The organism is Ketobacter sp. MCCC 1A13808 (genome assembly GCF_009746715.1).
GTDB lineage: Bacteria > Pseudomonadota > Gammaproteobacteria > Pseudomonadales > Ketobacteraceae > Ketobacter.
In genome coordinates this window covers 408,541-434,452 of record NZ_VRKW01000001.1, presented here as the reverse complement: position 1 = coordinate 434,452, position 25,912 = coordinate 408,541, and the positions used below count along the sequence as shown (strand labels likewise).

26 protein-coding genes are annotated in these 25,912 nt (G+C 51.5%); 22 read left to right on the top strand and 4 right to left on the bottom strand.

The features are described 5' to 3' along the window. Positions 1–158: 158 nt before the first annotated feature. From cheY to FT643_RS01915, 13 genes are all read left to right on the top strand, one after another. On the top strand, positions 159–545 hold the full coding sequence (cheY, locus tag FT643_RS01975; protein ID WP_156868994.1) for a chemotaxis response regulator CheY: 387 nt from the start codon (positions 159–161) through the stop codon (positions 543–545). Positions 546–580: 35 nt separating this feature from the next. Then, positions 581–1,354, top strand: coding sequence for a protein phosphatase CheZ (locus tag FT643_RS01970; protein ID WP_156868993.1), 774 nt, complete (start codon positions 581–583; stop codon positions 1,352–1,354). 10 nt (positions 1,355–1,364) lie between these two features. After that, positions 1,365–3,617 (top strand): chemotaxis protein CheA, encoded by a 2,253-nt coding sequence (locus tag FT643_RS01965; protein WP_156868992.1) that lies wholly within the window; start codon positions 1,365–1,367, stop codon positions 3,615–3,617. A 14-nt stretch (positions 3,618–3,631) separates the two neighbouring features. Then, positions 3,632–4,774, top strand: coding sequence for a protein-glutamate methylesterase/protein-glutamine glutaminase (locus tag FT643_RS01960; RefSeq protein WP_156868991.1), 1,143 nt, complete (start codon positions 3,632–3,634; stop codon positions 4,772–4,774). 5 nt (positions 4,775–4,779) lie between these two features. Then, the gene (locus FT643_RS01955; protein WP_156868990.1) at positions 4,780–5,523 is read left to right on the top strand and encodes a flagellar motor protein; all 744 of its coding nucleotides are present in this window, start codon (positions 4,780–4,782) and stop codon (positions 5,521–5,523) included. Positions 5,524–5,533: 10 nt separating this feature from the next. Then, positions 5,534–6,529 carry a flagellar motor protein MotD gene (gene motD, locus FT643_RS01950; RefSeq protein WP_156868989.1) on the top strand — a complete coding sequence of 332 codons (996 nt, stop codon included), beginning with the start codon at positions 5,534–5,536 and terminating at the stop codon, positions 6,527–6,529. A gap of 9 nt (positions 6,530–6,538) precedes the next feature. Further along, positions 6,539–7,339, top strand: coding sequence for a ParA family protein (locus tag FT643_RS01945; RefSeq protein ID WP_317621914.1), 801 nt, complete (start codon positions 6,539–6,541; stop codon positions 7,337–7,339). A 56-nt stretch (positions 7,340–7,395) separates the two neighbouring features. Next, positions 7,396–8,364: a chemotaxis protein CheW gene (locus FT643_RS01940; protein ID WP_198043245.1), complete on the top strand. Its 969-nt coding sequence runs from the start codon at positions 7,396–7,398 to the stop codon at positions 8,362–8,364. 91 nt (positions 8,365–8,455) lie between these two features. Continuing rightward, positions 8,456–8,938, top strand: coding sequence for a chemotaxis protein CheW (locus FT643_RS01935; RefSeq protein ID WP_156868988.1), 483 nt, complete (start codon positions 8,456–8,458; stop codon positions 8,936–8,938). 110 nt (positions 8,939–9,048) lie between these two features. Then, entirely contained in the window at positions 9,049–9,531 is a 483-nt protein-coding gene (locus FT643_RS01930; protein WP_156868987.1) for a chemotaxis protein CheW, read from the top strand. Positions 9,532–9,554: 23 nt separating this feature from the next. Then, positions 9,555–9,971, top strand: coding sequence for a hypothetical protein (locus FT643_RS01925; protein ID WP_156868986.1), 417 nt, complete (start codon positions 9,555–9,557; stop codon positions 9,969–9,971). Positions 9,972–10,196: 225 nt separating this feature from the next. Further along, a complete protein-coding gene (locus tag FT643_RS01920) occupies positions 10,197–10,592 on the top strand; it encodes a rhodanese-like domain-containing protein (RefSeq protein ID WP_156868985.1) in 396 nt (131 codons plus the stop codon). A 78-nt stretch (positions 10,593–10,670) separates the two neighbouring features. Then, positions 10,671–10,850, top strand: coding sequence for a VOC family protein (locus FT643_RS01915; protein ID WP_156868984.1), 180 nt, complete (start codon positions 10,671–10,673; stop codon positions 10,848–10,850). 1 nt (position 10,851) lies between these two features. Here the strand turns inward: FT643_RS01915 and FT643_RS01910 are convergent, their stop codons facing one another. Genes FT643_RS01910 through FT643_RS01900 form a run of 3 tightly spaced genes read right to left on the bottom strand, consistent with a single transcriptional unit; the run spans position 10,852 to position 13,958 of the window. Continuing rightward, positions 10,852–11,280 carry an EscU/YscU/HrcU family type III secretion system export apparatus switch protein gene (locus FT643_RS01910; protein WP_156868983.1) on the bottom strand — a complete coding sequence of 143 codons (429 nt, stop codon included), beginning with the start codon at positions 11,278–11,280 and terminating at the stop codon, positions 10,852–10,854. Continuing rightward, positions 11,277–13,148 carry a hypothetical protein gene (locus tag FT643_RS01905; RefSeq protein ID WP_156868982.1) on the bottom strand — a complete coding sequence of 624 codons (1,872 nt, stop codon included), beginning with the start codon at positions 13,146–13,148 and terminating at the stop codon, positions 11,277–11,279. The genes FT643_RS01910 and FT643_RS01905 overlap by 4 nt, the downstream gene beginning before the upstream one ends. 57 nt (positions 13,149–13,205) lie before the next feature. Then, entirely contained in the window at positions 13,206–13,958 is a 753-nt protein-coding gene (locus FT643_RS01900) for a sulfite exporter TauE/SafE family protein (RefSeq protein ID WP_232339810.1), read from the bottom strand. 125 nt (positions 13,959–14,083) lie between these two features. Between FT643_RS01900 and ccmA the strand changes: the two genes are divergently transcribed. The 6 genes from ccmA (at position 14,084) to FT643_RS01870 (ending at position 17,998) form a co-directional block, all read left to right on the top strand. Then, complete coding sequence (gene ccmA, locus FT643_RS01895; RefSeq protein WP_317621913.1) at positions 14,084–14,743, top strand: cytochrome c biogenesis heme-transporting ATPase CcmA; 660 nt, start codon at positions 14,084–14,086, stop codon at positions 14,741–14,743. Between the two features lie 8 nt (positions 14,744–14,751). Beyond that, on the top strand, positions 14,752–15,423 hold the full coding sequence (gene ccmB / locus FT643_RS01890; RefSeq protein ID WP_156869403.1) for a heme exporter protein CcmB: 672 nt from the start codon (positions 14,752–14,754) through the stop codon (positions 15,421–15,423). 68 nt (positions 15,424–15,491) lie between these two features. Further along, a complete protein-coding gene (locus tag FT643_RS01885; RefSeq protein ID WP_156869402.1) occupies positions 15,492–16,178 on the top strand; it encodes a heme ABC transporter permease in 687 nt (228 codons plus the stop codon). 2 nt (positions 16,179–16,180) lie between these two features. Further along, complete coding sequence (ccmD, locus tag FT643_RS01880) at positions 16,181–16,360, top strand: heme exporter protein CcmD (protein WP_156868979.1); 180 nt, start codon at positions 16,181–16,183, stop codon at positions 16,358–16,360. Then, positions 16,357–16,824, top strand: coding sequence for a cytochrome c maturation protein CcmE (gene ccmE / locus FT643_RS01875; protein WP_156868978.1), 468 nt, complete (start codon positions 16,357–16,359; stop codon positions 16,822–16,824). Before ccmD ends, ccmE begins: the two co-directional genes overlap by 4 nt. A gap of 469 nt (positions 16,825–17,293) precedes the next feature. Beyond that, positions 17,294–17,998 carry a GntR family transcriptional regulator gene (locus FT643_RS01870; RefSeq protein WP_156868977.1) on the top strand — a complete coding sequence of 235 codons (705 nt, stop codon included), beginning with the start codon at positions 17,294–17,296 and terminating at the stop codon, positions 17,996–17,998. Positions 17,999–18,002: 4 nt separating this feature from the next. Here the strand turns inward: FT643_RS01870 and cysZ are convergent, their stop codons facing one another. Further along, on the bottom strand, positions 18,003–18,803 hold the full coding sequence (gene cysZ, locus FT643_RS01865; protein ID WP_156868976.1) for a sulfate transporter CysZ: 801 nt from the start codon (positions 18,801–18,803) through the stop codon (positions 18,003–18,005). Positions 18,804–19,074: 271 nt separating this feature from the next. Between cysZ and smc the strand changes: the two genes are divergently transcribed. The 3 genes from smc to ligA all read left to right on the top strand — a co-directional run bounded on the left by smc (position 19,075) and on the right by ligA (position 25,908). Beyond that, positions 19,075–22,578: a chromosome segregation protein SMC gene (gene smc, locus FT643_RS01860; protein WP_156868975.1), complete on the top strand. Its 3,504-nt coding sequence runs from the start codon at positions 19,075–19,077 to the stop codon at positions 22,576–22,578. Positions 22,579–22,705: 127 nt separating this feature from the next. Further along, positions 22,706–23,752, top strand: coding sequence for a cell division protein ZipA (zipA, locus tag FT643_RS01855; protein WP_156868974.1), 1,047 nt, complete (start codon positions 22,706–22,708; stop codon positions 23,750–23,752). 128 nt (positions 23,753–23,880) lie between these two features. Continuing rightward, positions 23,881–25,908, top strand: coding sequence for an NAD-dependent DNA ligase LigA (gene ligA, locus FT643_RS01850; protein ID WP_156868973.1), 2,028 nt, complete (start codon positions 23,881–23,883; stop codon positions 25,906–25,908). Positions 25,909–25,912: the final 4 nt, after the last annotated feature.

Sequence of the window (25,912 nt, the reverse complement as noted above, 5' to 3'; positions counted from 1 at the left end):
TACAAAAACTGGATACGGCTAGATCTACAACTAGACTTAGTAAAAAGTCTGTTGAGAGATAGAACAGCGGGTGCTGCCTGCTCGACGGATTCCAACAGCATGTTAACCACCGTAGTTTGCACATTAGACGTAGTGAACTGGGTTCAGTGGAGGCAACTTTGAACAAGAACATGAAAATTCTTATTGTTGATGACTTTTCTACAATGAGACGAATTATAAAGAATCTTCTTAGGGATCTGGGGTTTACCAACACCCAGGAAGCGGATGACGGCACTTCTGCGCTTCCGTTACTCAAATCTTCGGATTTTGATTTCCTTATTACCGATTGGAATATGCCGGGTATGACCGGGATCGATTTACTGAAAGAGGTTCGAGCCGATGCCAAGCTGCAAAGTTTGCCGGTATTGATGGTGACGGCAGAAGCCAAGCGTGAACAGATTATTGAAGCTGCTCAGGCCGGGGTAAACGGATATGTGGTGAAGCCATTTACGGCGCAGGCGCTACAAGAAAAGATCGAAAAGATATTTGAACGAGTGGACGCCTGATTACAGTCACCGTGAACATCAGATGTGAGAACAGCATGACGGAACAAGGGCAACAGGAACAGTTAGTCGAGTATGCCAAAACTCTGTTAGAACAGCTCGAAAGTGGTGAAGCCAACGAAGCGATGCAGACCATTGCTCAACTGCATCAGAAGCGTGATCAAGTGCTGTTTCATGAGGTGGGACGGTTAACCCGAAGTCTGCATGAATCGATAAAAAACTTTGCCATAGATACCACCAATTCACAAATGCGCGAAGAGATGTCGCGAATGCAAGATGCTTCCCAGCGCCTCAACTATGTAATCGAAAAAACAGAGAGTGCAGCCAATAAAACCATGGACATGGTTGAGTCAACCATGCCGATCTCTGCGCAATTGGCGAATGAAGCAAAAGCGTTGAAGTTAGAGTGGGATCGTTTAATACGCCGTGAAATGCGGCCGGAAGAATTCCGCGAGCTGTCAAAAAAAGTCGGCGTTTTCCTGACAACAGCCACGGAAGAAAGCGCGACGATCAATGCCAATCTGTCCGGCATTATGCTGGCTCAGGATTTTCAGGATTTAACCGGTCAGGTAATCAAACGGGTTATTGAGCTGGTTCAGGAAGTTGAAGTGGAACTGGTCAACCTGGTCGCTATGGCCGGTTCCATTGATGAGATCACCGGTGTCAAGCACGATGACCTGACCCCGAACACGGAAAAAGCAAACGCACCTGATATCGGGCCGGAAGGTCCGATCATGGAACCGGAAAAACGCAACGACGTGGTTTCCGGCCAGGATGATGTCGATGCCTTGTTGTCCAGCCTCGGATTTTAAGGAGTAAGGTATGAGTTTCGACGCCGACGAGGAAATCTTACAGGACTTTTTGGTCGAGGCCGGTGAGATACTCGAACTGCTATCCGAGCAATTGGTGGATCTGGAAAATCGCCCTGACGACGCCGATCTTCTGAACGCGATTTTTCGCGGTTTTCACACGGTAAAAGGGGGAGCGGGTTTTTTGCAGCTCGATACCCTGGTAGATCTTTGTCACGCCGCTGAGAACATTTTTGATTTACTTCGTAATCATAAGCTATCACTCAATGCTGAGTTGATGGACACCTTCTTGCAAGCGTTGGATTCCGTCAATTCCATGTTCGCTCAAGTGCATGCACGCCAATACCCCGATGCAGCGGATCCGGCTTTAATGGATGCGTTACACGCTATTCTGGAGGGCGGGTCACCTGCTGTTGCTGCGATCCCGGATGCAGACACAGCGGAGAGCGTTGTTTCTGAAGGCGATATTACAGACGAAGAGTTCGAGCAATTTCTGGACGCCTTGGATGAAGAAAAGAGTAAACCTGTGGAAACTCCGTCGGCTGCGGGTACCGGCGCCGGTGACGAGATCACGGATGATGAATTCGAAGCGCTACTTGATCAGTTGCATGGTAAGGGAAAATTTGGTGGTCCTGCTGTAGCCAGTAAGGAAAAATCAGAAGCCGATACAGCGGTAGCGGCGTCGGATTCGATCAGCGATGACGAATTCGAAAAATTACTAGATGACTTGCACGGCAAAGGAAAACACGGCGGGGTACCCGCAGCGGAAAGCGGCAAGCCAAAAGCAAAAGCAAAATCGAAAACGGCCGCTAAGGCGAGTCCCAAAACAGCAGCGAAAAAATCCGCTTCAACAGCCGCCGCCGCACCGAAAACCGGTGCGACATCGTCTGATGAAATCACCGATGACGAATTCGAGTCGATCCTCGACCAAATGCATGGAAAAGGCAAAGGCCCAACGGCCGCGCATTCTCCCAAACCGGCCAAAGTTGCACCTGATGCGACGCCGGAAGCCAAGTCAGAGCCGGTAGCCAAAGCAGCCGTTGCAAGCGGCGAGAAAAAGCCGGTCGCGCGCCCGCCTGCGGGCAAAGAATCCGCTCCGGCGGCAGAAAATACCGTGAGGGTCGATACCAAGCGCCTGGATGAAATCATGAATATGGTGGGCGAACTGGTGTTGGTGCGTAACCGATTAGTGCGTCTGGGCTTAAGGACCGCGGATGAAGATTTGTCGAAAGCCGTCGCGAATCTGGACGTGGTCACCGGCGATTTGCAAACCGCAGTGATGAAGACCCGAATGCAGCCGATCAAGAAAGTATTCGGACGCTTTCCGCGAGTGGTTCGCGATCTGGCCCGCAACCTGAAAAAAGAAATCAGCCTGGAGCTGGAAGGCGAAGAAACCGATCTGGATAAGAATCTAGTGGAGGCTTTGGCCGATCCGTTGGTGCATTTGGTGAGAAACAGTGTTGATCACGGCATCGAAGCACCGGACGTGCGGGAGATGATGGGCAAACCCCGGATGGGCAAAGTGGTGTTGTCTGCGGAGCAGGAAGGGGATCATATCGTGCTCTCAATCACCGACGATGGCGGTGGTATGGACCCGGATATGTTGCGCAAAAAAGCCATTGATAAAGGTTTGATGGACGAAGAGGCCGCTGCCCGCCTGGATGATACCGAGGCCTTCAATCTAATCTTTCATCCGGGCTTTTCCACCAAAGACCAGATTTCCGATGTATCCGGCCGCGGCGTCGGCATGGACGTGGTGAAAACCAAAATCAGCCAGTTAAACGGTACTATTGAAGTTCATTCCGAAAAAGGGGTGGGGTCACGTATTGCCATAAAAGTACCTCTGACGCTTGCGATTATGCCAACGTTAATGGTGATGCTCGGTAAGCAGGCGTTTGCGTTGCCGTTGGTGAATGTGAACGAAATTTTTAATTTGGATTTATCACGCACCAACGTGGTGGATGGGCAGGAAGTGGTGGTGGTGCGGCAGAAAGCATTGCCGTTGTTTCATCTAAAGCGCTGGCTCATACACGGTGTCGAAAGTGAGAATCAGCAAGCCCACGTGGTCATTGTCAGCGTGGGCACCCAAAAAGTGGGTTTCGTGGTGGATCAGCTTATCGGTCAGGAAGAGGTTGTTATAAAGCCCCTCGGTAAAATGCTCAATGGTACGCCGGGAATGGCTGGTGCCACTATAACCGGAGATGGTCGTATCGCACTGATTCTGGACATCCCGAGTATGCTTAAAGCTTATGCCCAACGGGTGTAGGCCGGAGATGATGAATGCCCATTAGTGTTTTAGTTGTTGACGATTCTGCATTTTTTCGTCGCCGTATAAAGGAAATTCTTGAAAAAAACCCCAATTTAAAAGTGGTGGGGTTTGCTGAAAACGGTAAAGAAGCAGTCGACCAGGTCAAGCAGTTAAAACCCGATGTGATTACCATGGATTACGAGATGCCGATGATGGATGGCATCAGTGCTGTGCGGGTCATCATGGCAGAAATGCCAACGCCTATATTAATGTTTTCTTCGCTGAGTTATGAAGGTGCCCGGGTGACACTGGATGCGTTGGAGGCGGGCGCGCTGGATTATTTGCCGAAAAGTTTCGAGTCTATGTCCGGCGATGCTTGTGACAGCGTCAAACTGTTGCAAGACCGGGTCATTGCTATTGCAGGGCGGCGTTCTTATCTGCGTCATAATACTGCTACAACATCCGCTCCAGTGGCGAGTTCTGCACCGTCCACGATAACGTCCACGTCAACCGCCAGCCCGTCGCCCAGGCAGGTAAACCCGGTCACCACAGACGTTAGCTCTGCGCAAGCAGGGCGTCGCTCGCGATCGCCGTTGGATTCGCTGGGCAGTGAACGTTTAAGGATGCTGCTGATTGGTGCTTCAACCGGCGGCCCGGTGGCTCTGCAGAACATTCTAACCGCGCTACCGGCGAATTTTCCATTACCGATTTTACTGGTTCAGCATATGCCCGGCACGTTCACCTCAGCGTTTGCTGAGCGGCTCGATCGCTTATGTAAAATACGGGTAAAAGAAGCGGAAGAAAACGACCAAATTCGCCCCGGTCTTGCTCTGCTGGCCCCCGGTGGCAAGCAGATGCTGGTTAGCGATAACGGCCAAAGCGTATCGATCATCGAAGGTAATAACCAGTTTCAATATAAGCCCAGTGTGGATGTCACCTTTGGCTCGGCTGCGCGCAGCGTACGTGGAAAAATTCTTGCGGTGGTGCTTACCGGAATGGGCAGTGATGGCCGGGAAGGGTGTAAATTATTAAAACGGGGAAAGGCAACAATCTGGACCCAGAACGAACAAAGTTGCGTGGTGTACGGAATGCCGATGGCCGTGGAATCTGCCGGTTTATCCGATGCGGTTATCGATATTAAGAATATGGGAACGCTTATCAGCGAGTTACATTAATTACTATGGATGTATTGAGTGTTGTCGGGTTGTTAGTCGGAATTATCGCCATAGTTGGTGGTAATGCGATGGAGGGCGGCCATCTGTCCGGCTTGGCTAACGGTCCTGCTGCGGTGATTGTTTTAGGGGGCACGTTGGGCGCCGCTATGCTGCAAACCCCGATGGCAACCTTTCGTCACGCGTTCGTAGTATCGCGATGGATTGTTTTCCCTCCAGCACTGGATATGCGGGGCAGTATCGACCGCGTTATAAGCTGGAGTACTACTGCGCGCAAAGAAGGATTGCTCGGTCTGGAGGCGCTGGCAGAAACCGAGAGCGATGAGTTCTCCCGAAAGGGATTGCAATTGCTGGTGGACGGCGGTGAACCTGAATCCATCCGCAGTATTCTGGAAGTGGAATTGATTACCCAGGAAGACAGGCACCTGCATGCGGCCAAGGTATTTGAAGCGATGGGTGGTTACTCACCCACGATTGGCATTATTGGGGCGGTTATGGGGCTGATACATGTGATGGGTAATCTGGCCGACCCCAGTAAATTGGGGGCCGGAATCGCCACTGCATTCGTCGCTACTATTTATGGTGTGGGGCTTGCAAATATGCTATTCCTGCCTGTTGCTGCCAAATTAAAATCGACGGTCAAGTCGCAAAGTAATCTGCGGGAAATGATTATCGAAGGCTTGATCGCCATTGCCGATGGTGAAAATCCGCGTACCATTGAAATGAAACTCGAAGGCTACCTCAACAAGTGAGGGGCAGATCATGATACGAAAACGAGAGCCGGAAGAACCTGAAAACCATGAACGCTGGGTGATTTCCTACGCGGATTTTATTACGTTGTTGTTCGCTTTCTTCGTTGTCATGTATTCGATCTCGTCAGTTAATGAAGGTAAATACAAAGTTCTATCGGATTCCTTGGTTGCTGTATTTAATGCCCAACCAAAAACCTACGATCCAACGTCGGTGGGCGATAAGGATCTTCAACAAAGTAACGACAGTTTGATTAAATTACCGATCCCTGGCGAATACCCGAGTAATGATGACTTTAAATATGGAATCGAAGGTATTTTTGATGACGTCGAATCCAAATCGTTCAGGCAGGGAAAACTGCGTGATAACGAAGTGGCCCGATTGTCGAAAATATCTGATCAGCTGGCGACTTCGTTGCAACAGCAAATCGCAAACAACGATGTAGAAATCCGCAGTAACGATGAGTGGATTGAAGTCAACATCCGGGCCAGCGTGCTGTATCCCAGCGGCAGCGCATCGTTGTCCGCCGAAGCAGAAACCGTGCTGGAGAAAATTGCAGACATCCTGAAAGGGCAGAAAAACCCCATTCACGTCGAAGGCTATACCGACAACGTTCCCATTGAAACCGCGCAATACCCATCGAATTGGGAGTTGTCAGCGGCACGGGCGGCCAGTGTGGTGCGCCTGTTTTCGTATATGGACGTTGATCCTGGCCGTATGGCCGCCGTAGGCTATGGCGAATTTCACCCGATTGCCAGTAATGATACTGCAGACGGGCGCAGTAAAAACCGGCGTATTGCGTTGGTGATTTCAAAAAATGAATCCGTAAAAGCAACGCCAGACAAGGGTGCTGCCCCAGCGGATTATAAAATGGGTGCTAGCGAAGAAAAGCCGGCCGCCAGCGGCCTTCAGAATCGGCAGCGAAAAGAAGCAGAAGTACCTTTGCGTATCATCAGGCTCAAGGACGGTGGCCTGTTGTTTTCATCTCAAAATCCGACAGCGGAATAGGTTGGCGCGGTGAAGATCTGGGCAGCAGCAAATCAAAAGGGCGGGGTCGGGAAAACCACCAGCGTGGTGTCACTTGGCGGCATACTGGCCGCTGGAGGACAGCGTGTGCTGATGATCGATCTTGACCCCCATGGTTCCCTCACCAGCTATTTCCAACTTAACCCCGATGAGCTGGATCGATCTGTTTACCAGTTATTTCAGCACCGGGGTGAAGTACCGCAAGGATTACCGGCGCAAATGATTTACAGCACCGGGGTCGAGCACCTGGATCTAATGCCGGCTTCCACATCATTAGCCATGCTGGAGCGGCAGGCGATCAGTCAGGGCGGAGCAGGCCTGGTTATATCCAAAACCCTGGCCTGGCTATGGGACGATTACGATTTTGTGCTCATGGATACGCCGCCGATTCTGGGTGTATTGCTGATTAACGCGTTGGCTGCCTGCCAGTCTTTGTTATTACCGGTTCAAACCGAGCACCTGGCGATTAAAGGTCTGGAACGCATGATGCGAACATTACAAATGGTGATGCGGTCGCAAAAACGCAGATTGCCCTATTGGGTAGTTCCGACGATGTTTGATCGGCGAACCCAGGCATCGGTAAACAGCTTGCGTGTGCTCCGGCAAACTTATGAAGGCAATATCTGGCCTGCAGCCATTCCGGTGGATACCCGGTTCCGGGATGCCAGCAAAGCCGGGGTTGCGCCTAATTTTTATGAACCTGGAGCACGAGGCGTCGCAGCTTACAGCTCTCTGCTAAAATATCTATTAGCACATGCACCTTTGGAGGTGGTTCGCGAACCAATCGCCTGAATTGCAAAACCGCTTAGGCGAGGGCATCAGCCAGCGAACCGGGTTGTACCAAAAGAATGAAAGACGAAAAGCACGAGACCGCCCCGCACCCTGACGGTGAAGGGGCGCTGATTGAATATCTGGATGACTTGCTCCATGATCCGGCGGCAGGTTCGTCTGCGCCGGCGGAAAAGCCGGTTTCTGCTTCTGATAAAAACAAATTAACCGATAACGTTCATGTGTTCGACGCAGGCCGTAAAGCGCTGCGCAGTGCACCTGCGGTGGCGGGTTCCGAGTCGGAGGCTGGTAACGCCGGGAACAAAATGCCCATCGGCGCGCGGGCCGGGTCTAAATCAAACCGCGATATTAAAGTGGCGACAATCGACTTATCCGGGTCAGGGCTGCAACGTGCGTCCTGGTTGTCACCGTCGTTACTAACGGCGGCTCATCAGCCTTCGTCTTCGGAATCGAAAAAGCCGGAACCCCCCAAAACCCCTTCTGTCGAAGCTAGGCAAACGGACGCTACGACCGATCTTGCTCAACACACTCCTCAACCGGAGCCGCAAGCAGAAGCGATTCCGCAATCGCAACCCTGGTGTGAAAACGGTCGACCGGTGTGGGCCCAGAAAGCCTTCGAATGTCTGATATTCAAAGTGAACGGGCTTAAACTGGCGGTGCCGCTAATCAGCCTTGGTTCTATTCAGCCACTGAATAAAAAACTAACCGGGCTGCCGGGACAGCCAGATTGGTTTATGGGAATTTTACCGGACACAGCCCAGGGTAATTTAAAGGTGCTGAATACTGCGCTCTGCGTGATGCCGGAACGTTACCAGGCAGACAGTCGCAGTGCATTGCAGTACGTCATCAGCATTCATGGCTTTGCCTGGGGGCTGGCCTGCGATACGGTTGAAAAATCCATTACCTTGCAGCCAGAGCAGGTGAAGTGGCGTACCCAGCGAAGCAAGCGCCCCTGGTTGGCCGGTACCGTTGTGGAATATATGTGTTCGCTGGTGGATACAGATGGCTTTCAACAGTTCATCATCTGACATCTAAACCCCTCTGCACTATAGTTACATTAAGTACCCAATCGGCAGGTCAATCGCAGCTCCAATCTTTCTATTTTCGTGGCGTATTATTATGGCTAATTCAGTGCAAACCCGCACCGGCGATGATCCGGTAATTCAATGGGTTACCTTTCGTCTGGCGGGTGAAACATACGGTATTAACGTAATGCAGGTGCAGGAAGTATTACGTTTTACGGAAATCGCGCCAGTACCCGGATCGTCTCACCACGTACTGGGAATCATCAATTTGCGGGGCAGGGTAGTCACGGTCATTGATACCCGTCTGCGGTTTGGTTTACCGCAAGAAGAGACCAACGACAACACCCGTATTGTGATAATCGAAGCAAGTTCCCATGTTGTCGGCATACTGGTTGATAGCGTTGCAGAAGTCGTCTATTTGCGGCAATCAGAAATTGAAACGTCGCCGAATGTGGGCAACGATGAAAGCGCCCGTTACATTCAGGGGGTTTGCCACAAAGACGACGAACTGCTTATTTTAATCGAATTGGAAAAATTGTTAACCGATGAAGAATGGTCGGAACTGGATTCGCTGTAAATCGGTTCAGGTGGTGCCGTGGAATGTTTGGCACATTAGCTGCATATATATAACGAACGCGGTTCAACTGACGTTATATTGGCGCAATACATTAGGAGAGCTTTCCGGCGATGGCAAGAGACGAATCAAAAGCGGATGATCAGGTTACCCAATGGGGTACCTTTCGCCTGGGTGAGGAAATCTATGGCATTGATGTGATGCGTATTCGTGAAGTGTTGCGTTATACCGAGATAACTCCAGTTCCCGGTGCGCCCTATTATGTTCTAGGCATCATTAATCTGCGGGGTAACGTCGTCACGGTCATCGATACCCGCACCCGTTTCGCTTTGCAGCGGGTGGACGTCGATAATAACTCACGTATTGTGATCGTTGAAGTGGATAAACAAGTCGTGGGTATGCTGGTGGATAGCGTTGCAGAAGTCACGTATCTGCGAGCCGCGGAAATTGAAAAGGCCCCTAATGTGGGCAATGAAGAAACCGCCAAATTTATTACCGGCGTGTGCAACAAAAACGATGAGTTACTGATACTGATTGATTTGGAACGGATGATCGATTCCAAGTCCAGCATGACGAATGTTGCAATCGGTTTTTAGGCGAATGGCTAAACGAGGCAATTATGACTGAGTCTACGTATCTGATTATTGGTGTCAGTCTGCTTGTCGCCGTGGTCATTTTGGCGTTGTCCATTTATACATTTTTGCAGACCAAAAAGGTCAGCAAAATCCAACTCGAATTGCAGCAGCAGAATTTGATGCTGGAAACGTCCCTCAAGAAACTGCAAAGTAAAATCGAATTTCTCAACGCCGGCTCGCTCGGCTTGGGTCAGCGATTGATGAGTACGGAAAAACGGCTAACCCATAGTTTGGAAAAACAAGACGAGCTGGTGCACAACAATAGCGAACAGCTGTATCGTAGGCAGGCAGACCGGCTACTAAAAAACAGCTCTATCAACGTTCAGGAAAGCGACGCGGTAACCCGCTCGGAAGCCAAATTAATGGCACTGGTTGGAAAAAAGCATCAGGACAATAACTAAGGTTTTTAGAACAGCCATACCATTGGCGTTTGTTTCTCTATAACATCATAAAAATCAATATCTTGTGAATAGGGCGTTTTGTTTTTAGAGCGAATCGTTCCATCCCTTCACTGTACGCACAACTATACTTAAATAATAAATCAGTAGCCGGTTCGGGTAGATCGTATGAAGGCAGTTGCGAAGATAGTTAGTGTTTTGGCTTTGACATGGTGTTCCGCATAGGCGTTGGCAGAAGCGCCTGCAGAAGTGAATGGAGTCGAAACCGTTACCCTTAATAAAGCCAAATCGTTATTTGATGAAGGTGCTGTTTTCATTGATGTGCGTGATCAGCAGTCTTGGAGTTTGGGTCATATCGAAGGTTCTGTAAATCTGGATTTCAATGCTTCTGAGTTCGCAGTATTGTATATTTCGGAAGAGCTGGATCGCAGTACCCCGATCGTGTTTTACACCAGCAGTCCTCTCAACCCCAGCAGCGCAATGGCCAGCTACTTTGCTTCAACCTGGGGATACAGCAATGTGTATTATTTTCGCGAAGGCTTTTATTCCTGGATGGCGGCTGATATGCCGGTGAACCTGAAAATGGCAGGACGCACGGTATCCTCGGACACCGTTGTACGCTAATAGGCTGCGCATTTGCGTCTGGGATAGACCGGCTTTCTATTACAAAATTTCTATCAAGCAGAGTTGGCGAATAATCTGATGATGCATCTTCTGGTGGAAGATGTGGATCACTGGCACCAGAGAATAGCGCAGGCCGGTGTTGCCGAAAAGTACGCGGTAAGGCTGTCGAAGGTACCGGATCAACCCTGGCAAATGCGGGATTTTACACTGCAAGACCCGTGTGGTGTGTTGTGGCGAATCGGGCAAAACTCAAGCTGAACTAATCCGGGTTCTGGCCCGAATTGCTTTGCGGGGCAGGGCTCTCCGGAGTAGGCCTTTCCGGATCATGGCTTTGCGCCGGCTCTGTTCGATATTCTATAGATTTGTGTGTATCACCAGCGCGCGGGTTGCCGAAACCTTCCGGCACCTTGCCTTTCAGCATATAAACAAATGCAATGATTTCGGCGATAGTGCGATACAGCAGCTCAGGAATTTCATCACCTACTTCCAATCGCGCCAGAATATCCACCAGCTCCGGATTTTCGTATATCGGCACTTCATGTTCCCGCGCGATACGCAGGATTTCTTCTGCCAGGTCCGCGCCGCCGGAAGCGCTGATAAATGGCGCGCTTTGACCATCGTAACTCAGCGCCACTGCCTGGGTTGGGTTATGAGCGGAATTGGATTCGGATGAGGGCTTATGGGTCATAAACGAATGTCCACCAATTGGTTACTCAATAGGGTGCGTTCATTCACAGGAATACCCAAATGCCCCTGCAATTTATCCACCCTGAGTCCCATATCGGTCAGCGTTTTCTGCAGAAATTCAAAATGGGATTTTGTGTGTTCCAGGGTATGCTCCCATTCCGCCCAGAACGAAACAGAGGCGCTGACGCCAACCAGATTTATCTGGCACAACATGGGGCCCATGCCCTCAATATCAAATCCCATCTGCACCACCCAGCGCTTCTGTTGATTTTTCTCTTCGCTGGTCTCACCAGTGGCTTCTTCTTCGATACGGAATTGAAAAACCTGAATTTGCTGGTTATGCAAAAAAGGCAATTCGAAACTGAGCAGGGTGGGTGTTGGTGAACTGTCGGTTTGTCGCGTGTGGGACGCCAATTGATGCAAAGTGGTACGGGCTAAAGCCCCTTTTACCTGCTTCAATAAAACCGCGACCAATGCCTGTGCCATATCGTCTTTTTTTGAATTCGAGAGTTGTCGGGATTGCGGCTGAATCATTACCTGGCCGGGTAACGGTGGCAGTAAATAGGGTTCCTGGGCCGATGCGGATGCCGTTGAGCTTGCTACCGACGGGCTGGCACTGGCGGACTGACTGTAGTGGCGCAGCGACGGGTGAGGTTTAATACTCTCATCTGCGATGCTGGATGCGCCCAATCTGATTTGGGTATCCAGGCGCCCCTGCATTAATTGTGTCCGGCTTGGGGGGGATGTTTCCGCTTTCTGGCCTGCATTGGGTTTATTAACATCGAGACCCTGGGAGGCTGTGTGTTTGATTTTTTCACCGGCCTCGGTGGCTCCCTTTGCTGCCTCTGCGGTAATACCCGCAGCGCCTGAAGGGGCGCCGGTTCCTGTGCTTGAAGCTTGCTGCAACGCCTGATGCACCCGCTGTAACGCCAATTTAAAATCCGCATCGTTTACCTGGGCAAGGGCCGATTTTAACGTGTTTTCTACCGATTTCGGGCTATCCGGGGAAGCGGCGTTGGGGCTCGTCGCGACGGGTTTGGTGCCGCCAGCCGAATCCAGTAGCCGTTGAGTCAGATTGCGCAGGGAATCGGTGAGACTGCGGTTGTCTGGCGACTTGGCAAGGTGCGGGCTAATCACTGCGTTCAGATTGCTCTCTAAGAACGTACCATTATTGCGAATACTATTTTGCAGGTAGCCGGGCTCCCTAATCTGGTTAATTCGCGGCAACAGCGCCGCCAATTCCTGAAGTGCGGAACGAACAGGTAACGGTAAAGATTGGGTGTTGCCGGATCCGCTTTGTGGCTGCGAGACCATTTCCAGGGTCCCCATAAGATGAGCAAGACTACGCTGAAGTGGAATCAGCTGTTTGAAGGCGGAGCCATGGGTCGAGATCAGTCCCGGTGCATCGGTCTTGTGTATTTGCAATCCCCGGTCAATGGAGGCCGTGGCCAATAGGCGAGTGGATGGGGACAGTGAAAAGTCCGACAACACCTTCACGATCAGCGTCTGCCCTGTTTGCAAAGCCCGGAGTACGTCGGCGGTGATTCGGGTAACGGGTGTGGAGGTGCTTGACGGAATCGGTGGCTGCGTCGTGGGTGCAGGCTGAGGCAATTGCGCGGGCGGGGGTTGAGTGGTGCCCGGCTGCGCGGAAACGCGCACCAGCATTTCATACACTGCTTTTTGTGTGGTGCCGGACTGTTCAATCAACTTGGCCTGCAATACAACGGCTTCAACCGTTTGTTTTACCTGTTGCTGCGCCAGCTTCGCTGCATTCACGTCTGCACCCGCTGACGCTTTCGCTGCGGCGTTAGAGAGTCCGGTCTCCAGGTTACGGGTGGTTTTTCCGGGGTTGGATGGAAATTCGATCATGACTACCTGGGAGCAATGCGAAGTATGGCTTACAGTATAGACGTTGATCCCGACGCCTTATTTGATCAGGGCCGCGACACACACCAGCAAAGCCATCCCCAATAGAATCCATTTCAGGGTTTGTTGTTTGGCACTGATAGCGAAGCGGACACTGAGTTGCACACCGATAATGGTGCTGGCCCCCAAAATCAACCCCGGCACCCACAGAACCTGGCCCTGAACAATAAAGACCAGCAGGGCAACGCCTCCAAACACCAGGGTACAGAGCATTTTAAGCGCATTGGCCCGCACCAAATCATAGCGCAGGACCCCCGCGAGTGCGGTTAGCAGAATAAATCCCACTCCGGCCTGGACAAAGCCCCCATACAAGCCCGCCAAAAACAGCCAAAGGTTGACGATGGGTTTCTCTTTTAGTGTCAGAATTTGTTCGTCAACAGCCGGTAGTGTGCCGGGTTTCAAAACGATCAGCAGTGTCATGGCGATCATGGTACCGAGCAAAACCGGCTTCAGGACCTCCACCGGGATGACGGATGCAACCCATGATCCGATCAGTGACCCTGCCACGGTGGGCAGCAGAATCGGCATAATGGCCTTCTGATCCAGTTTGCCGTGCTGGCGGAATCCTCGCACACCGGCCAGCGATTGAAGGAATACGCCGACGCGGTTGGTGCCATTGGCGATATCGGCGGGCATACCCAGTAACATCAGCGCCGGAAGGGTAAAAATCGAACCGCCGCCGGCCACCGTGTTGACAAAACCCGCGACAATGCCGGAAACGATTAACAGAACAATATACAGTGTATCCATCATCAATGGTGAGGCCCCGGTGCCTGGGTATTTTAAGGCAAAGCAAATCGGCACTGCGAATAAAGATTGGTTATAATGTGCCGCTTTTCAAGAATAACATCCGAAGAATGAAATACTTAGGCGGTTTTGTGACAGCACCTTTACTACAAGTCGAACAGTTAGAGTGTGAGCGGGACGACCGGGTGCTGATCAAAAACCTCTCCTTTGAGCTATATAACGGCGAAATCCTGCAGGTGGAAGGAGCCAATGGCAGTGGTAAGACCACGTTGCTGCGGGTGCTGTGCGGGCTGTCTGACGAGTTCCAAGGGGAGTTGACCTGGTGTGGCCGGCCGCGGCGTCGGGTGGAGGCGGATTTTCGCCGGCAGACGCTTTATTGCGGGCATCTTACCGGCATCAAGATGGCGTTGTCCCCCAGAGAAAACCTACGCTGGATTCTTCAGGTAAAAGGAGTATCCGCTGCTGACGCCCCGGCCCAACCAAGTTTAGATCAGGCATTACATGACGTCGGTCTGGGTGGTTTCGAGGATGTGCCGGTATACACCCTGTCGGCGGGACAGAAACGACGGGTCGCACTGGCTCGTCTATTGGTAGAGCCTGCTCGCTTATGGGTGCTTGATGAGCCCTTTACTGCAATCGATCGCCACGGTGTGGCTGAGTTGGAAGGCCTGATTCAGGGGCACGCTGCCAAGGGTGGATCGGTACTAATCACCAGTCACCATGCGCTGGAGTTGAATGGCCTGCGATCACTGCAATTAGGCCTGGGAAGAGGTGCATGGCAAATCAATTAGAACCTGCGATGTGGTCCGGGATGCTGGCCATTATCAAGCGGGACATTGTGATTGCTTTTCGTCAGCGCGGCGACATGGTGAACCCGCTGTTCTTCTTTATTATGGTCATTGCGCTGTTTCCGCTGGGCATGGGGCCGGAACCCGGTACGCTACAAAAAATTGCCCCGGGAGTGATCTGGATCGCCGCTTTGCTGTCTACCTTATTATCGGTGGATAGTTTGTTCCGTCAGGATTTCGATGACGGTGCTCTGGAATTAACCTTGATGAGCCCGCAGCCGCTTTTTGTTCTGGCATTCGGGAAGGTGCTGGCACACTGGCTGGTGACCGCGTTGCCGCTAATCTGCGTGGCGCCGGTGCTGGGTGTGATGATGTTTATGGACGTCAATACGATCAAGGTTACGCTTTATAGCCTGCTTTTGGGAACACCGGTTCTGAGTATGATTAGCGCCATCGGCGCGGCGTTAACGGTCGGTCTGCACAAAGGCGGTGTATTGGTCGCGGTGATTGCGTTGCCGCTTTATATTCCCGTGCTGATTTTCGGCACCAGCGCGGTCGAGGCGGCTGCCATGGGGCACCCATTCGCAGGGCAGTTGGCTTATCTGGCGGCGTTCTTAATACTCGCATTCACATTCGCTCCCTTTGCCATTGCAACCGGGCTGCGGATCAGCGTTAACGGATAGAGGTGATTGTGTTCCAGGCTTTGAAACGGCTTTACCATAAATTGGGTTCGCCAAAATACTTTTATGAGATGACCGGGAAAATGTTGCCCTGGCTGATTGCTGCTACCGTGTTGTTGCTGGTGCCGGGTTTAATCTACGGATTGGCGTTTGCGCCACCGGAGCGCTATCAGGGAGACAGCTACCGCATTATCTACATCCATGTTCCGGCTGCCAGTATTGCTATGGGTGGCTATATCATGATGGCCGTAGCCGGTGTGGTGGTGTTGGTGTGGCGTATGAAAATGGCGGAAATGGTGGCCCGTTGCCTGGCGCCGATTGGTGCATCGTTTACCTTCATTTGTCTGGTCACCGGTTCCATCTGGGGCAAACCCACTTGGGGCACATGGTGGGTCTGGGATGCAAGATTGACCTCCATGCTGGTGTTACTTTTTCTCTATATTGGCGTCATGGCGTTGAATTCAGCCATTAACAATGCACAGTCTGCCGCGCGGGCGACCGCGGTGTTGAGTATTGTCGGCGCGGTGAACCTACCCATTATCAAATATTCAGTCAATTGGTGGAACACGCTGCACCAACCGGCCTCGATAAAAATGACCAGCTCCGCGATCGACCCGGAAATGTTGTTCACGTTGTTAAGTTGCATTGGCGGTTTCTATTGCTTGTTCGCAGTGTTGTTAATCAATTCAACCCGTTGCGAAGTTCTGCAACGGGAGCAGCGTAGCAATTGGGTTAAAAAAACAGTTGGAGCGGTATAACGGTGGAGTTTGACTCTTTTCAGGCGTTTATGCAGATGGGCAAGCACGGCGCTTTCGTATGGTCTGCCTATGGCATCACTCTGGTCGTGATCTTGGGTAACCTAATCGCCATTCGGCGCCGCAAAAAGAATGTAATTGAAACCATTCAGCGAAAAATAAAACGGGAGCAGGCAGGTTTATGAACCCCATCCGGAAGCAACGATTGATCATTATAGTGGGCGTATTGATTGCGGTGGCGCTGTCGGTCGCACTGATCATGTTTGCAATGAAAGAGAATATTAATTTATTTTATAGCCCCACTGAAGTGGTGGCGGGAAACGCGCCCATGGAGCGCCGTATCCGGGTTGGTGGCTTGGTGGTAACCGGTTCAGTGATTCGAGGTGAAGATCTGCATGTGTCATTCGATATTACCGATAACGCCGAAACCATTACGGTGAAGTACGCAGGCATTCTGCCGGATCTGTTTCGCGAAGGGCAGGGCATTATTGCCAATGGGAAGCTTATTTCGGCCAACACGGTAATGGCCGACGAAGTGCTGGCCAAGCACGATGAAAAGTATGTGCCCCCTGAAGTGCAGGAGGCGATCGAAAAGGCCGGCCATCCCAAAGGCGCAGATGCCCAGGGTGTTACTAAACCGGCATATTAAAGCGCATCGCGGGGCTTTGCGCATTCAGCGCGTGAAGGATCAAATTTGCAACGGATACGTCGTTGTAGTTTGATCATCCGTCCCGGCAGCCCGCTTTCACCGCCCCAATACGGACTTCGTTCATCAGTTTGTTTGGTTAAGCACCCTAAACCCCTATGAAATTCAGTTATCAATTGGCGCTAAAACGGTAGCAGCAGATATAGCACAATGTCCGAACTGGGGAATTGGCGGGAACAGGATCATATTCGGTTGTTTTTCCTAGTGATTTAAAAAATGGGTGTGAACTTGCGAGATACAGGTTCGGTTTTAGGGCAGCGCACGCCCAGCCAGGGCATGTCAAAAATTAGTTCGTTGTAATCCGTGTGAATTACTTGACTGGACAGGGATCAATGGGGAAACTCCACGCTGACATTCCTCTCGACATTCCGACAGGACCCCCCTTAAAAGCATAAAAAGTAGTTACATCAACATGAGTTTTAAAGCCCCGGAAAGCTTAGCTGAGCAAATTGCGCAACATTTAGGACAATTAATCGTAAACGGTGAACTTAACTCGGGAGACCGGATTCAGGAACTGAGGGTGGCTAGTGAGCTTAATGTCAGCCGGGGCTCTGTACGCGAAGCCTATCTTATTCTTGAGCGTCGTTACCTTATCAATATCGTCCCGCGAAAAGGGGCCGTGGTATCGGCCATGACCCCGAAGCACGTGCGTGACGTCTACGAAATGAATATTCTTCTGATCGGTCAATTGTGCCGCCGGGCGACATTGGTGTGGAAGGAAGGCGAACTACAGCCGTTTCTTGAGTTACTGAAACTGATGGAAAGCTATGCAGCCGAAAACAGGGTGATGGATTTCTACGAGGCGACTTTCGAATTCGCCCGAATGGCCTACCGCTTTGTCGATAACCCCTATTTGGAAGATATGCTGGAAGATCTGCAACCGGCGGTACGCCGGACCTATTATTTTGCGATTAACCTGAGCCAAGAGGAGCGGGAACGTTCAATGGTTTTTTTCCGTGAATTGATGGCGAGCATCATGCAACGGGATGCAGAAGGGGCAGTGGCTAAGCTGGAACAGTTTGCCAAACATCAGTGTCAAACGGTGCTGGCGCGTCTGGACCCCGCTCCGGTCCGGACCTCAACTCAGTCCCCTAAAGCGGCATCAGAACGCGCCTGATGGGTTATTTTGTCCGCAGCGCAACGGTTCCTAATGCAGGCTGAATTTTCTTCACCCAAAATACGATGCCTCCGCACACGGCGACCGGAATAATAAACAGATTCACGATGGGAATAGAGGTAAGCGCCATAATGACCGCACCAAACGCCATCACAGATGTTCGGTGCTTTTGCATCAGCATCAGCAAATCCTTAAACGGAATACCGTTATTATCTGCCGCCACATCAATATATTGCATCGCCAGGATCCAGGAACCGAAGAGGAACCACAAGACCGGTACAGCGGCATTGACTACCGGGATAAAGTAAAGAATCACCGAGATAAGTGCCAGGCCCGCGGCGCGTACGATCCAGTACAACATTTTGCGACATTCGCGGGTAATGGTGCGCAAGGCGATCTGGCCCAGGGTATGCTGGGGATAGCTTGGCTCATGTAATGCGAGTTCGGCTTTTTCGCCCAGAATCCCGATAAAGGGGCTGACCAGCAGATGGGTAAACATAGTAAAGGTTGAGCCCATAATAAACAGCAACCCCAGGATAATTACCGCGAAGATCACCCATTTCAGCGCCCCCAACAGCTGGTCGATAACCGGTTCCAGCCAATCCAGCCAGCTCCACAGGTCGACAGCGGCACCCCAGCCGGCAATCCATTCGTAGGCGTAAGACATCACCAGATAGCCGCTGACCCCGAACAGCAGGAAATTCATGATCAGAGGTACCACCAGATACGGCCGCAAACCGGGTTGGCGTGCCAGCGCAAAGCCTTCACCCACATAGCTCAAACCATCCCGTAGCTCTTTGATCATCGCGCTTACTCCGACTACCGTAAAGGCCGAACCCTAACACACCCGATCGGCTGCTGTTAACTGAAATTCCAGGTCGTCGTGCTTTTAACGTCCTATAAACATTCGGTATTTTTACAGGGCTCGCGGACTGGTGCTCATGATAAAACTCGCTACAATAGGGGGTTTAATTGCGAGGGTGATGCCGTGAATGGCCCTCAAACCGGCCCAAACTGTTCAAAACTGTACAGTGACTTAACAGGCCCCCGATTCTAATAAGGATAAGCATCCATTCATGCGTCTTAAATCGATCAAGCTTGCGGGTTTCAAATCTTTTGTGGATCCCACCACGGTGTCTTTCCCCGATAATCTGACTTCCATTGTCGGCCCAAATGGTTGCGGAAAATCCAATGTAATTGATGCTGTACGTTGGGTGATGGGGGAAAGCTCCGCCAAACATCTGCGTGGTGAATCCATGGCGGATGTGATTTTTAATGGCTCCAGTTCCCGCAAACCCACGACCCAGGCCTCTGTGGAGTTGGTGTTTGATAACAGTGACAACAGCTTGGGTGGCGAGTACGTCAGCTTCAACGAAATTGGCATCAAGCGATTGGTCACCCGTGACGGGCAATCAAACTATTATCTTAACGGCACCAAATGCCGACGCAAGGACATCACCGATATCTTCCTGGGAACCGGTCTCGGGGCACGCAGTTATGCCATCATCGAACAAGGCATGATTTCCCGCTTGATAGAAGCCAAACCGGAAGAATTGCGGGTGTTTATTGAAGAAGCGGCAGGCATTTCGAAATACAAAGAGCGCCGTAAAGAAACCGAGCACCGTATGCGTCGCACGCGCGAGAATCTGGATCGCCTGGAAGATCTGCGCGATGAATTAGGCCGCCAATTGCAACATCTGGAACGCCAGGCCGCCGCCGCCGAAAAATACAAACAATTTAAGGAAGAAGAGCGTCTGGTAAAAGCGCAACTGCAGGCACTGAAATGGAAAAGCCTCAATGATCAGGTGGAAAACAGCGAATCCACCATTCGTGATCTGGAGGTCAAACTGGAAGCCTTTATGGCGGATCAGCGCTCAATGGACGCCACGATCGAGCAGCAGAGGGAACAGCACCATGAACTCAGCGATAAACTCAATGAAGTCCAGGGTCGCTTTTATGGTTTGGGAGCCGATATTGCCCGGGTGGAACAAACCATCCAACACACCAAAGAACGCGGCAACCAGTTGCGCCAGGACTTGCAGCAAACCATCGAAGCCTGTCGTCAGGGTGAGGATCAGCAGCGTATAGACCAGGAGCAGCTGGAAGAGGCCAATATCCAATTAGCGGAAATTGAGCCGGAATACGAACTGGTTAAAGCAGAAGCCGATGCCGCAAATGATAACCTGCATAATGCCGAAGAGAAGATGCAGGACTGGCAACATAAATGGGACGAGTTCAACCAGAAGGCAAATGAGCCGCGGCAAAGAGCCCAGGTGGAGCAATCCCGGATCCAGCATCTGGAGCAGTCTGTTGAGCGGTTACGGGATCGCATCGAGCGCCTGAAAGGTGAGCGTGAGACCTTGTCCGCCGGACCGCTGGAAGAAGAAGTGGCGATGCTGGAAGAGCGTATGGCAGAAGCGGATATGAAAATCGAAGACATGCAAGGCAGTGCGCTGACGATCCAGGAAACGATGAAAAGCCGCCGTGAATCCAACAACCAGATCAATCTGGAACTGGATAATGCCAAAAGCGAATTACAAACTTTGAAAGGCCGTCATGCCTCATTGGAAGCGTTGCAGCAAGCGGCGATGGGTGAGTCTGATCTGGTGGAATGGTTAACTCGGCATCAACTGAACGAGCAACCTCGTCTGGCGCAAAAAGTTCAGGCGGAAAGTGGCTGGGAAAAAGCCGTAGAAACGGTGTTGGGTGACTATCTGCAGGCTGTGTGCATTAATGGGCTGGACGCGGTAACTGCGGTGGTCAGCGGCTTGGAAAAAGGGGTGGTATCGTTTTTGGAAACCGGCACGGAGCCGAATCAGATCTGTAATCAGACACTGGTTCCTCTGTCCGGCAAACTTCAAGGTGAAGCGGCAGCTAAAGCGCTTACGGCGGGAGTCTATATAGCAGAGGATCTGGCACAAGCCCTGCAACTGCGTTCACAACTGAATGCCGGTGAGTCCCTGATAACTCCGGATTCGATTTGGATCGGACCCAACTGGATGCGGGTAGCAAGAGATTCCTCTCAAGAAGACAGCGTTCTGAAGCGCCAGAAAGTATTGGAAGACACTAATCTGCGCTTGGAGGAAGTGGAAGCTCGGGTCGAACAGCTCACCGAAACGCTGACCGAAGGTCGTGAAGCATTGCGTGCGATGGAAGAACGTCGGGAAGAATCACAACGGGAATTGAGCGAATTCAATCGTTCGTTGTCAGACCTGAAAGCCCAATTGAGTGCCAAGCAAGTACGCCTGGAACAATTTAACATGCGCCGTGAGCGTATCAGCAAGGAGTTGGAAGAGTGCAAAGAGCAACAAACCCTTGAGCAGGAAGCATTGGGAGAAGCGCGCCTGGTGTTGCAGGACGCTATGGATTTGATGGCCACGGACACCGATCAGCGCGAGCAATTATTAAAGCAGCGTGATGAAAACAGAGCGCGCTTGGATCAGGTAAAGCAAGCTGCGCGGGGCGGCAAAGATAAAGCCCACCAGCTGGCGCTGCAGGTTCAGCAATTGCAGTCCCGGCGCGATTCCGTAAAACAGGGGTTGGCACGGTTAACACAACAGCTCACCACCTTACAGGAACGGCGCTCGGCAATCGAAGAACAGCTGTCGCTGGGCGATGATCCGTTTGTGGAACTACAGGCGGAGCTGGAAGAAAAGCTGGAATCAAGATTGCTGGTGGAAGAAGAATTGGCTACCGCGCGTCGTACCCAGGAAGATTGTGACCATCAATTACGGGCTGCCGAGAAAAAGCGTGCGGAAGCCGAACAGTCCGCGCAAGGGGTGCGCTCGCAACTGGAGCGGAACCGTATGGAGTGGCAGGGGATGCGGGTGCAGCGTGAAAACCTGCAAAACCAATTGACCGAATCTCAATTTGATATTGAGGTCGTTGTGAATGAATTACCCGAAGCAGCAAACGAAGCGGAATGGTCTGCCGAGCTGGACCGGCTGGGTGGTAAAATTTCCCGTTTGGGCGCGATTAACCTGGCGGCAATTGACGAATATAAATCCCAGTCCGAGCGCAAGAATTATCTGGATTCACAGCACGAGGATTTAATGCAGGCTCTGGAAACCCTGGAGAATGCAATTCGCAAAATCGACCGTGAAACCCGCACCCGTTTCAAGGAAACGTTCGATAAAGTTTCAGCAGGGTTGTCGGAATTGTTCCCCAAAGTGTTTGGTGGTGGCCATGCCTATCTGGAGTTGACCGGTGATGATCTGCTGGATACCGGTGTTGCCATTATGGCTCGCCCGCCAGGCAAGAAAAACAGCACCATTTATTTGCTCAGTGGGGGTGAAAAGGCGCTCACTGCAATCGCGTTGGTGTTCTCCATCTTCCAGCTTAATCCGGCCCCGTTCTGCATTTTGGACGAAGTGGATGCACCACTGGATGACGCCAACGTGGGGCGTTACTCCCGCATGGTGGAAGAAATGTCAGCGAAAGTGCAGTTTATCTATATCACCCACAACAAAATTGCGATGGAAATGGCACATCAATTGATGGGGGTCACCATGCACGAGCCAGGTGTTTCCAGATTGGTAACGGTGGATGTTGAGCAAGCCGCAGCGATGGCGGTTGCCTAATTAGCAAAATATTGACGAATTGGCTTTATTTTTAATGGATATGCTCTATGTTTTTGATAGAAGTGACAAAATTGCGATCAGGGCTTGATCTATCAGAAGCCACAGAGAATACGCGAGGATTCGACTGATGGAATTTGACCTACAACTGGTACTTATATTAGTAGGGTTAGTAGTTATTGCAGGGATTGCCCTTGACGGATACCGGCGAATGCGGAAATCCAGAATTGGTGAACTCAAGCTGCCTTCAGAGCTGGGTGGCAGCTGCGAAGATGAGTGGGAATATTTCCGCGGAGAGTTGCCCAATGGGGGTGCCCGTAAAATTCCTTTGAGTGTGCGCCAATCGATTGGTGAAGATCATTCTAACCGGGCTGAGGACGACGATGGTTTCGGCTCTGCGATCGACGACGCTGAACTGGCGTTCGGAGATCCGGGGATGCCCGATGAGCGCCCTCAGAAACGCAGTTATACGATACCGGGGCGTAAGCTCGCAGACGATAAAGAATATCAGCAGGCCTATGCTGAACACCATGAAGCGTATGAAGCGGACGATTATGACACCGACGGCTATGAGCCGGAGCCGGAACCAGTCGAGCAAGACCAATCCGATTTGTTTACCGATGATGATTTGCTAGTGGCATCCCGTGCCGAGCAGCAAGCGCAATTGAATCGTAAGACAGCCCCCGCGCGGCAGCGTGAACCAGCCCCGGCGGAAGTTGAACTTGACCCGTCGTTGCAGGAAGTGTTCGTTATTAACGTGATGGCGAAGCAGGGCGAATTGAACGGTGCCGAGTTACTACGGGTGATGTTGTCTTGTGGTTTCCGGTTCGGTGAAATGAATATATTCCATCGCTATGAACAGCATAGTGGAAAAGGCGGATTGTTATTCAGTGCCGCCAATGTAGTGGAGCCCGGCGTATTTGATCTGGATACCATGTCAGAATTCAGCACACCGGGTATTTGTATCTTCATGAAATTGCCCGGCCCCAAACGTCCTATTCACGCATTTGAGATCATGATGGATTCAGCGCGCAAAATTTCCAAGTTGCTGGATGCAGATATCAAAGACGAGAACCATAATGTACTGCGCCAGCAAACGGCAGAACATTATCGCCAGCGTGTGCTCGATTTTGAGCGCAAGCTGCTTTCTTATCGCGGTGGAAAGCGGCAATATTAGTATTCCCCTTACCCAGGGCGTCGTCGATACAACGCCCTGGGTGTATAATCCCGATCCTGGTAACTCACTTGCAACAGCCGGTATCCTGACCGGCGATTTTTGGTTTAGCGACTGGATTGGATTCTTCTATGCTATCAATTTCCCAGCAGATTGACGCACTGCGCGAGCAATTACGCGAGCATAACTATCGTTATTATGTTCTGGATGATCCCTCGGTTCCAGATGTGGAATACGACCGCCTGTTTCAGCAGCTGAAAGCATTGGAGCAAGAGAATCCGGATTTAATTACGCCGGATTCACCAACGCAGCGGGTAGGGGATACTCCGCTCACGGCTTTCAATCAGATCCGGCACCGCCTCCCTATGTTATCTCTGGATAATGTGTTCAATGCCGACGAGCTGGTGGCGTTTGACCGGCGTATTCGTGAACGTCTCGGCACAGAAGACGAAATAGAATTTGTGTGTGAGCCGAAACTGGACGGATTGGCCGTAAGCCTGCTGTATGAGCAGGGTGTATTGGTGCAGGCTGCGACCCGCGGCGATGGTCAAACAGGTGAAGATATAACCCAGAACATACGGACCATCGATAGCGTGCCTTTACGATTGCGCGGGCAGGGGTATCCTGATCTGCTGGAGGTGCGTGGAGAAGTGTTTATGCCCCTGGATGGATTCAACGAATTTAATCGCCAGGCAGCGGCGCGAGGTGAAAAAACGTTTGCTAACCCGCGTAATGCAGCGGCTGGCAGTCTGCGTCAATTGGACTCCAGAATCACGGCTTTGCGCCCGCTGGATATCTATTGTTACAGCGTCGGCTTCGTAGAAGGTGGTGCGCTCACCAAAACCCATTATGACAATTTAATACAATTAAAACAGTGGGGCTTTCGGATTAACTCCGAGGTTGAGCGGGTCACCGGCGCTGCCGCGTTGCAATCCTATCATGACCGGATATTGCATAAACGAGACGCGCTCGGCTATGAAATCGACGGCATAGTGTATAAGGTCAATAGCCTGAAATTGCAGGCTGAGCTGGGATTTGTATCACGGGCGCCACGCTGGGCTACCGCACATAAATTCCCGGCGCAAGAAGAGTTGACCCAGCTATTGGGCATTGAGTTTCAGGTTGGACGCACGGGCGCCATCACTCCGGTTGCCAGGTTAGAGCCGGTGTTTGTCGGCGGAGTTACGGTTAGCAACGCCACACTGCACAATATGGATGAAGTCGCCAGAATGGACGTTCGGGTGGGTGATACGGTGATTGTGCACCGCGCCGGCGACGTTATTCCGAAGGTCGTAAAAGTAGTGCTGGAACGCCGACCTGAAAAAACAGAGCCGGTGCAGTTACCGCAACAATGCCCGGTGTGCCAGTCGGATATCGTGAAAGCCGATGGTGAGGCGGTGGCACGGTGTTCCGGTGGCTTATTCTGCCGGGCACAGGTTAAGGAAGCCATCAAACATTTCGCTTCGCGCAAGGCGCTTGATGTAGATGGATTGGGCGACAAATTGGTGGAGCAAATGGTGGATCTGGAATTGATTAGCCAGGTCTCCGATCTGTATCTGCTGACCGCAGAGCAGGTGGCTGCTATGGAGCGCATGGGTGAAAAATCCGCACAGAACCTGATTAATGCGCTGGAAGCCAGTAAACACACGACGTTACCTCGATTCCTGTTTGCCCTGGGCATTCGCGAAGTGGGGGAGGCGACAGCATTGAATCTGGCAACGCACTTCGGATGCCTGCAAAAGTTGCAGTCGGCCGATCACGAGACCCTGTTACAGGTACAGGATGTCGGGCCGGTCGTTGCAGATTATATTGAGACCTTTTTCCAGCAAGCACACAACCTGGATGTAATTGAAAAACTGCAGCAGGCGGGCGTGCAGTGGGAAGACATTGAGGTTGCGGAACAGGGTGAGCAGCCGTTGGCAGGGCAAACCTTCGTGCTAACCGGAACGCTTGCTGAAATGACCCGGGATGAAGCCAAAGCGTATTTGCAGAAATTAGGAGCAAAAGTAAGCGGCAGTGTGTCTAAAAAAAGCAGCGCTGTGGTGGCCGGCGAAAAAGCCGGTTCCAAATTAACCAAAGCGGAAAGTCTGGACGTTCCGGTGTTAACGGAATCCGACTTTATCAATTTACTCAAGCACCACGGCATTGTTCAAACCTAACGGA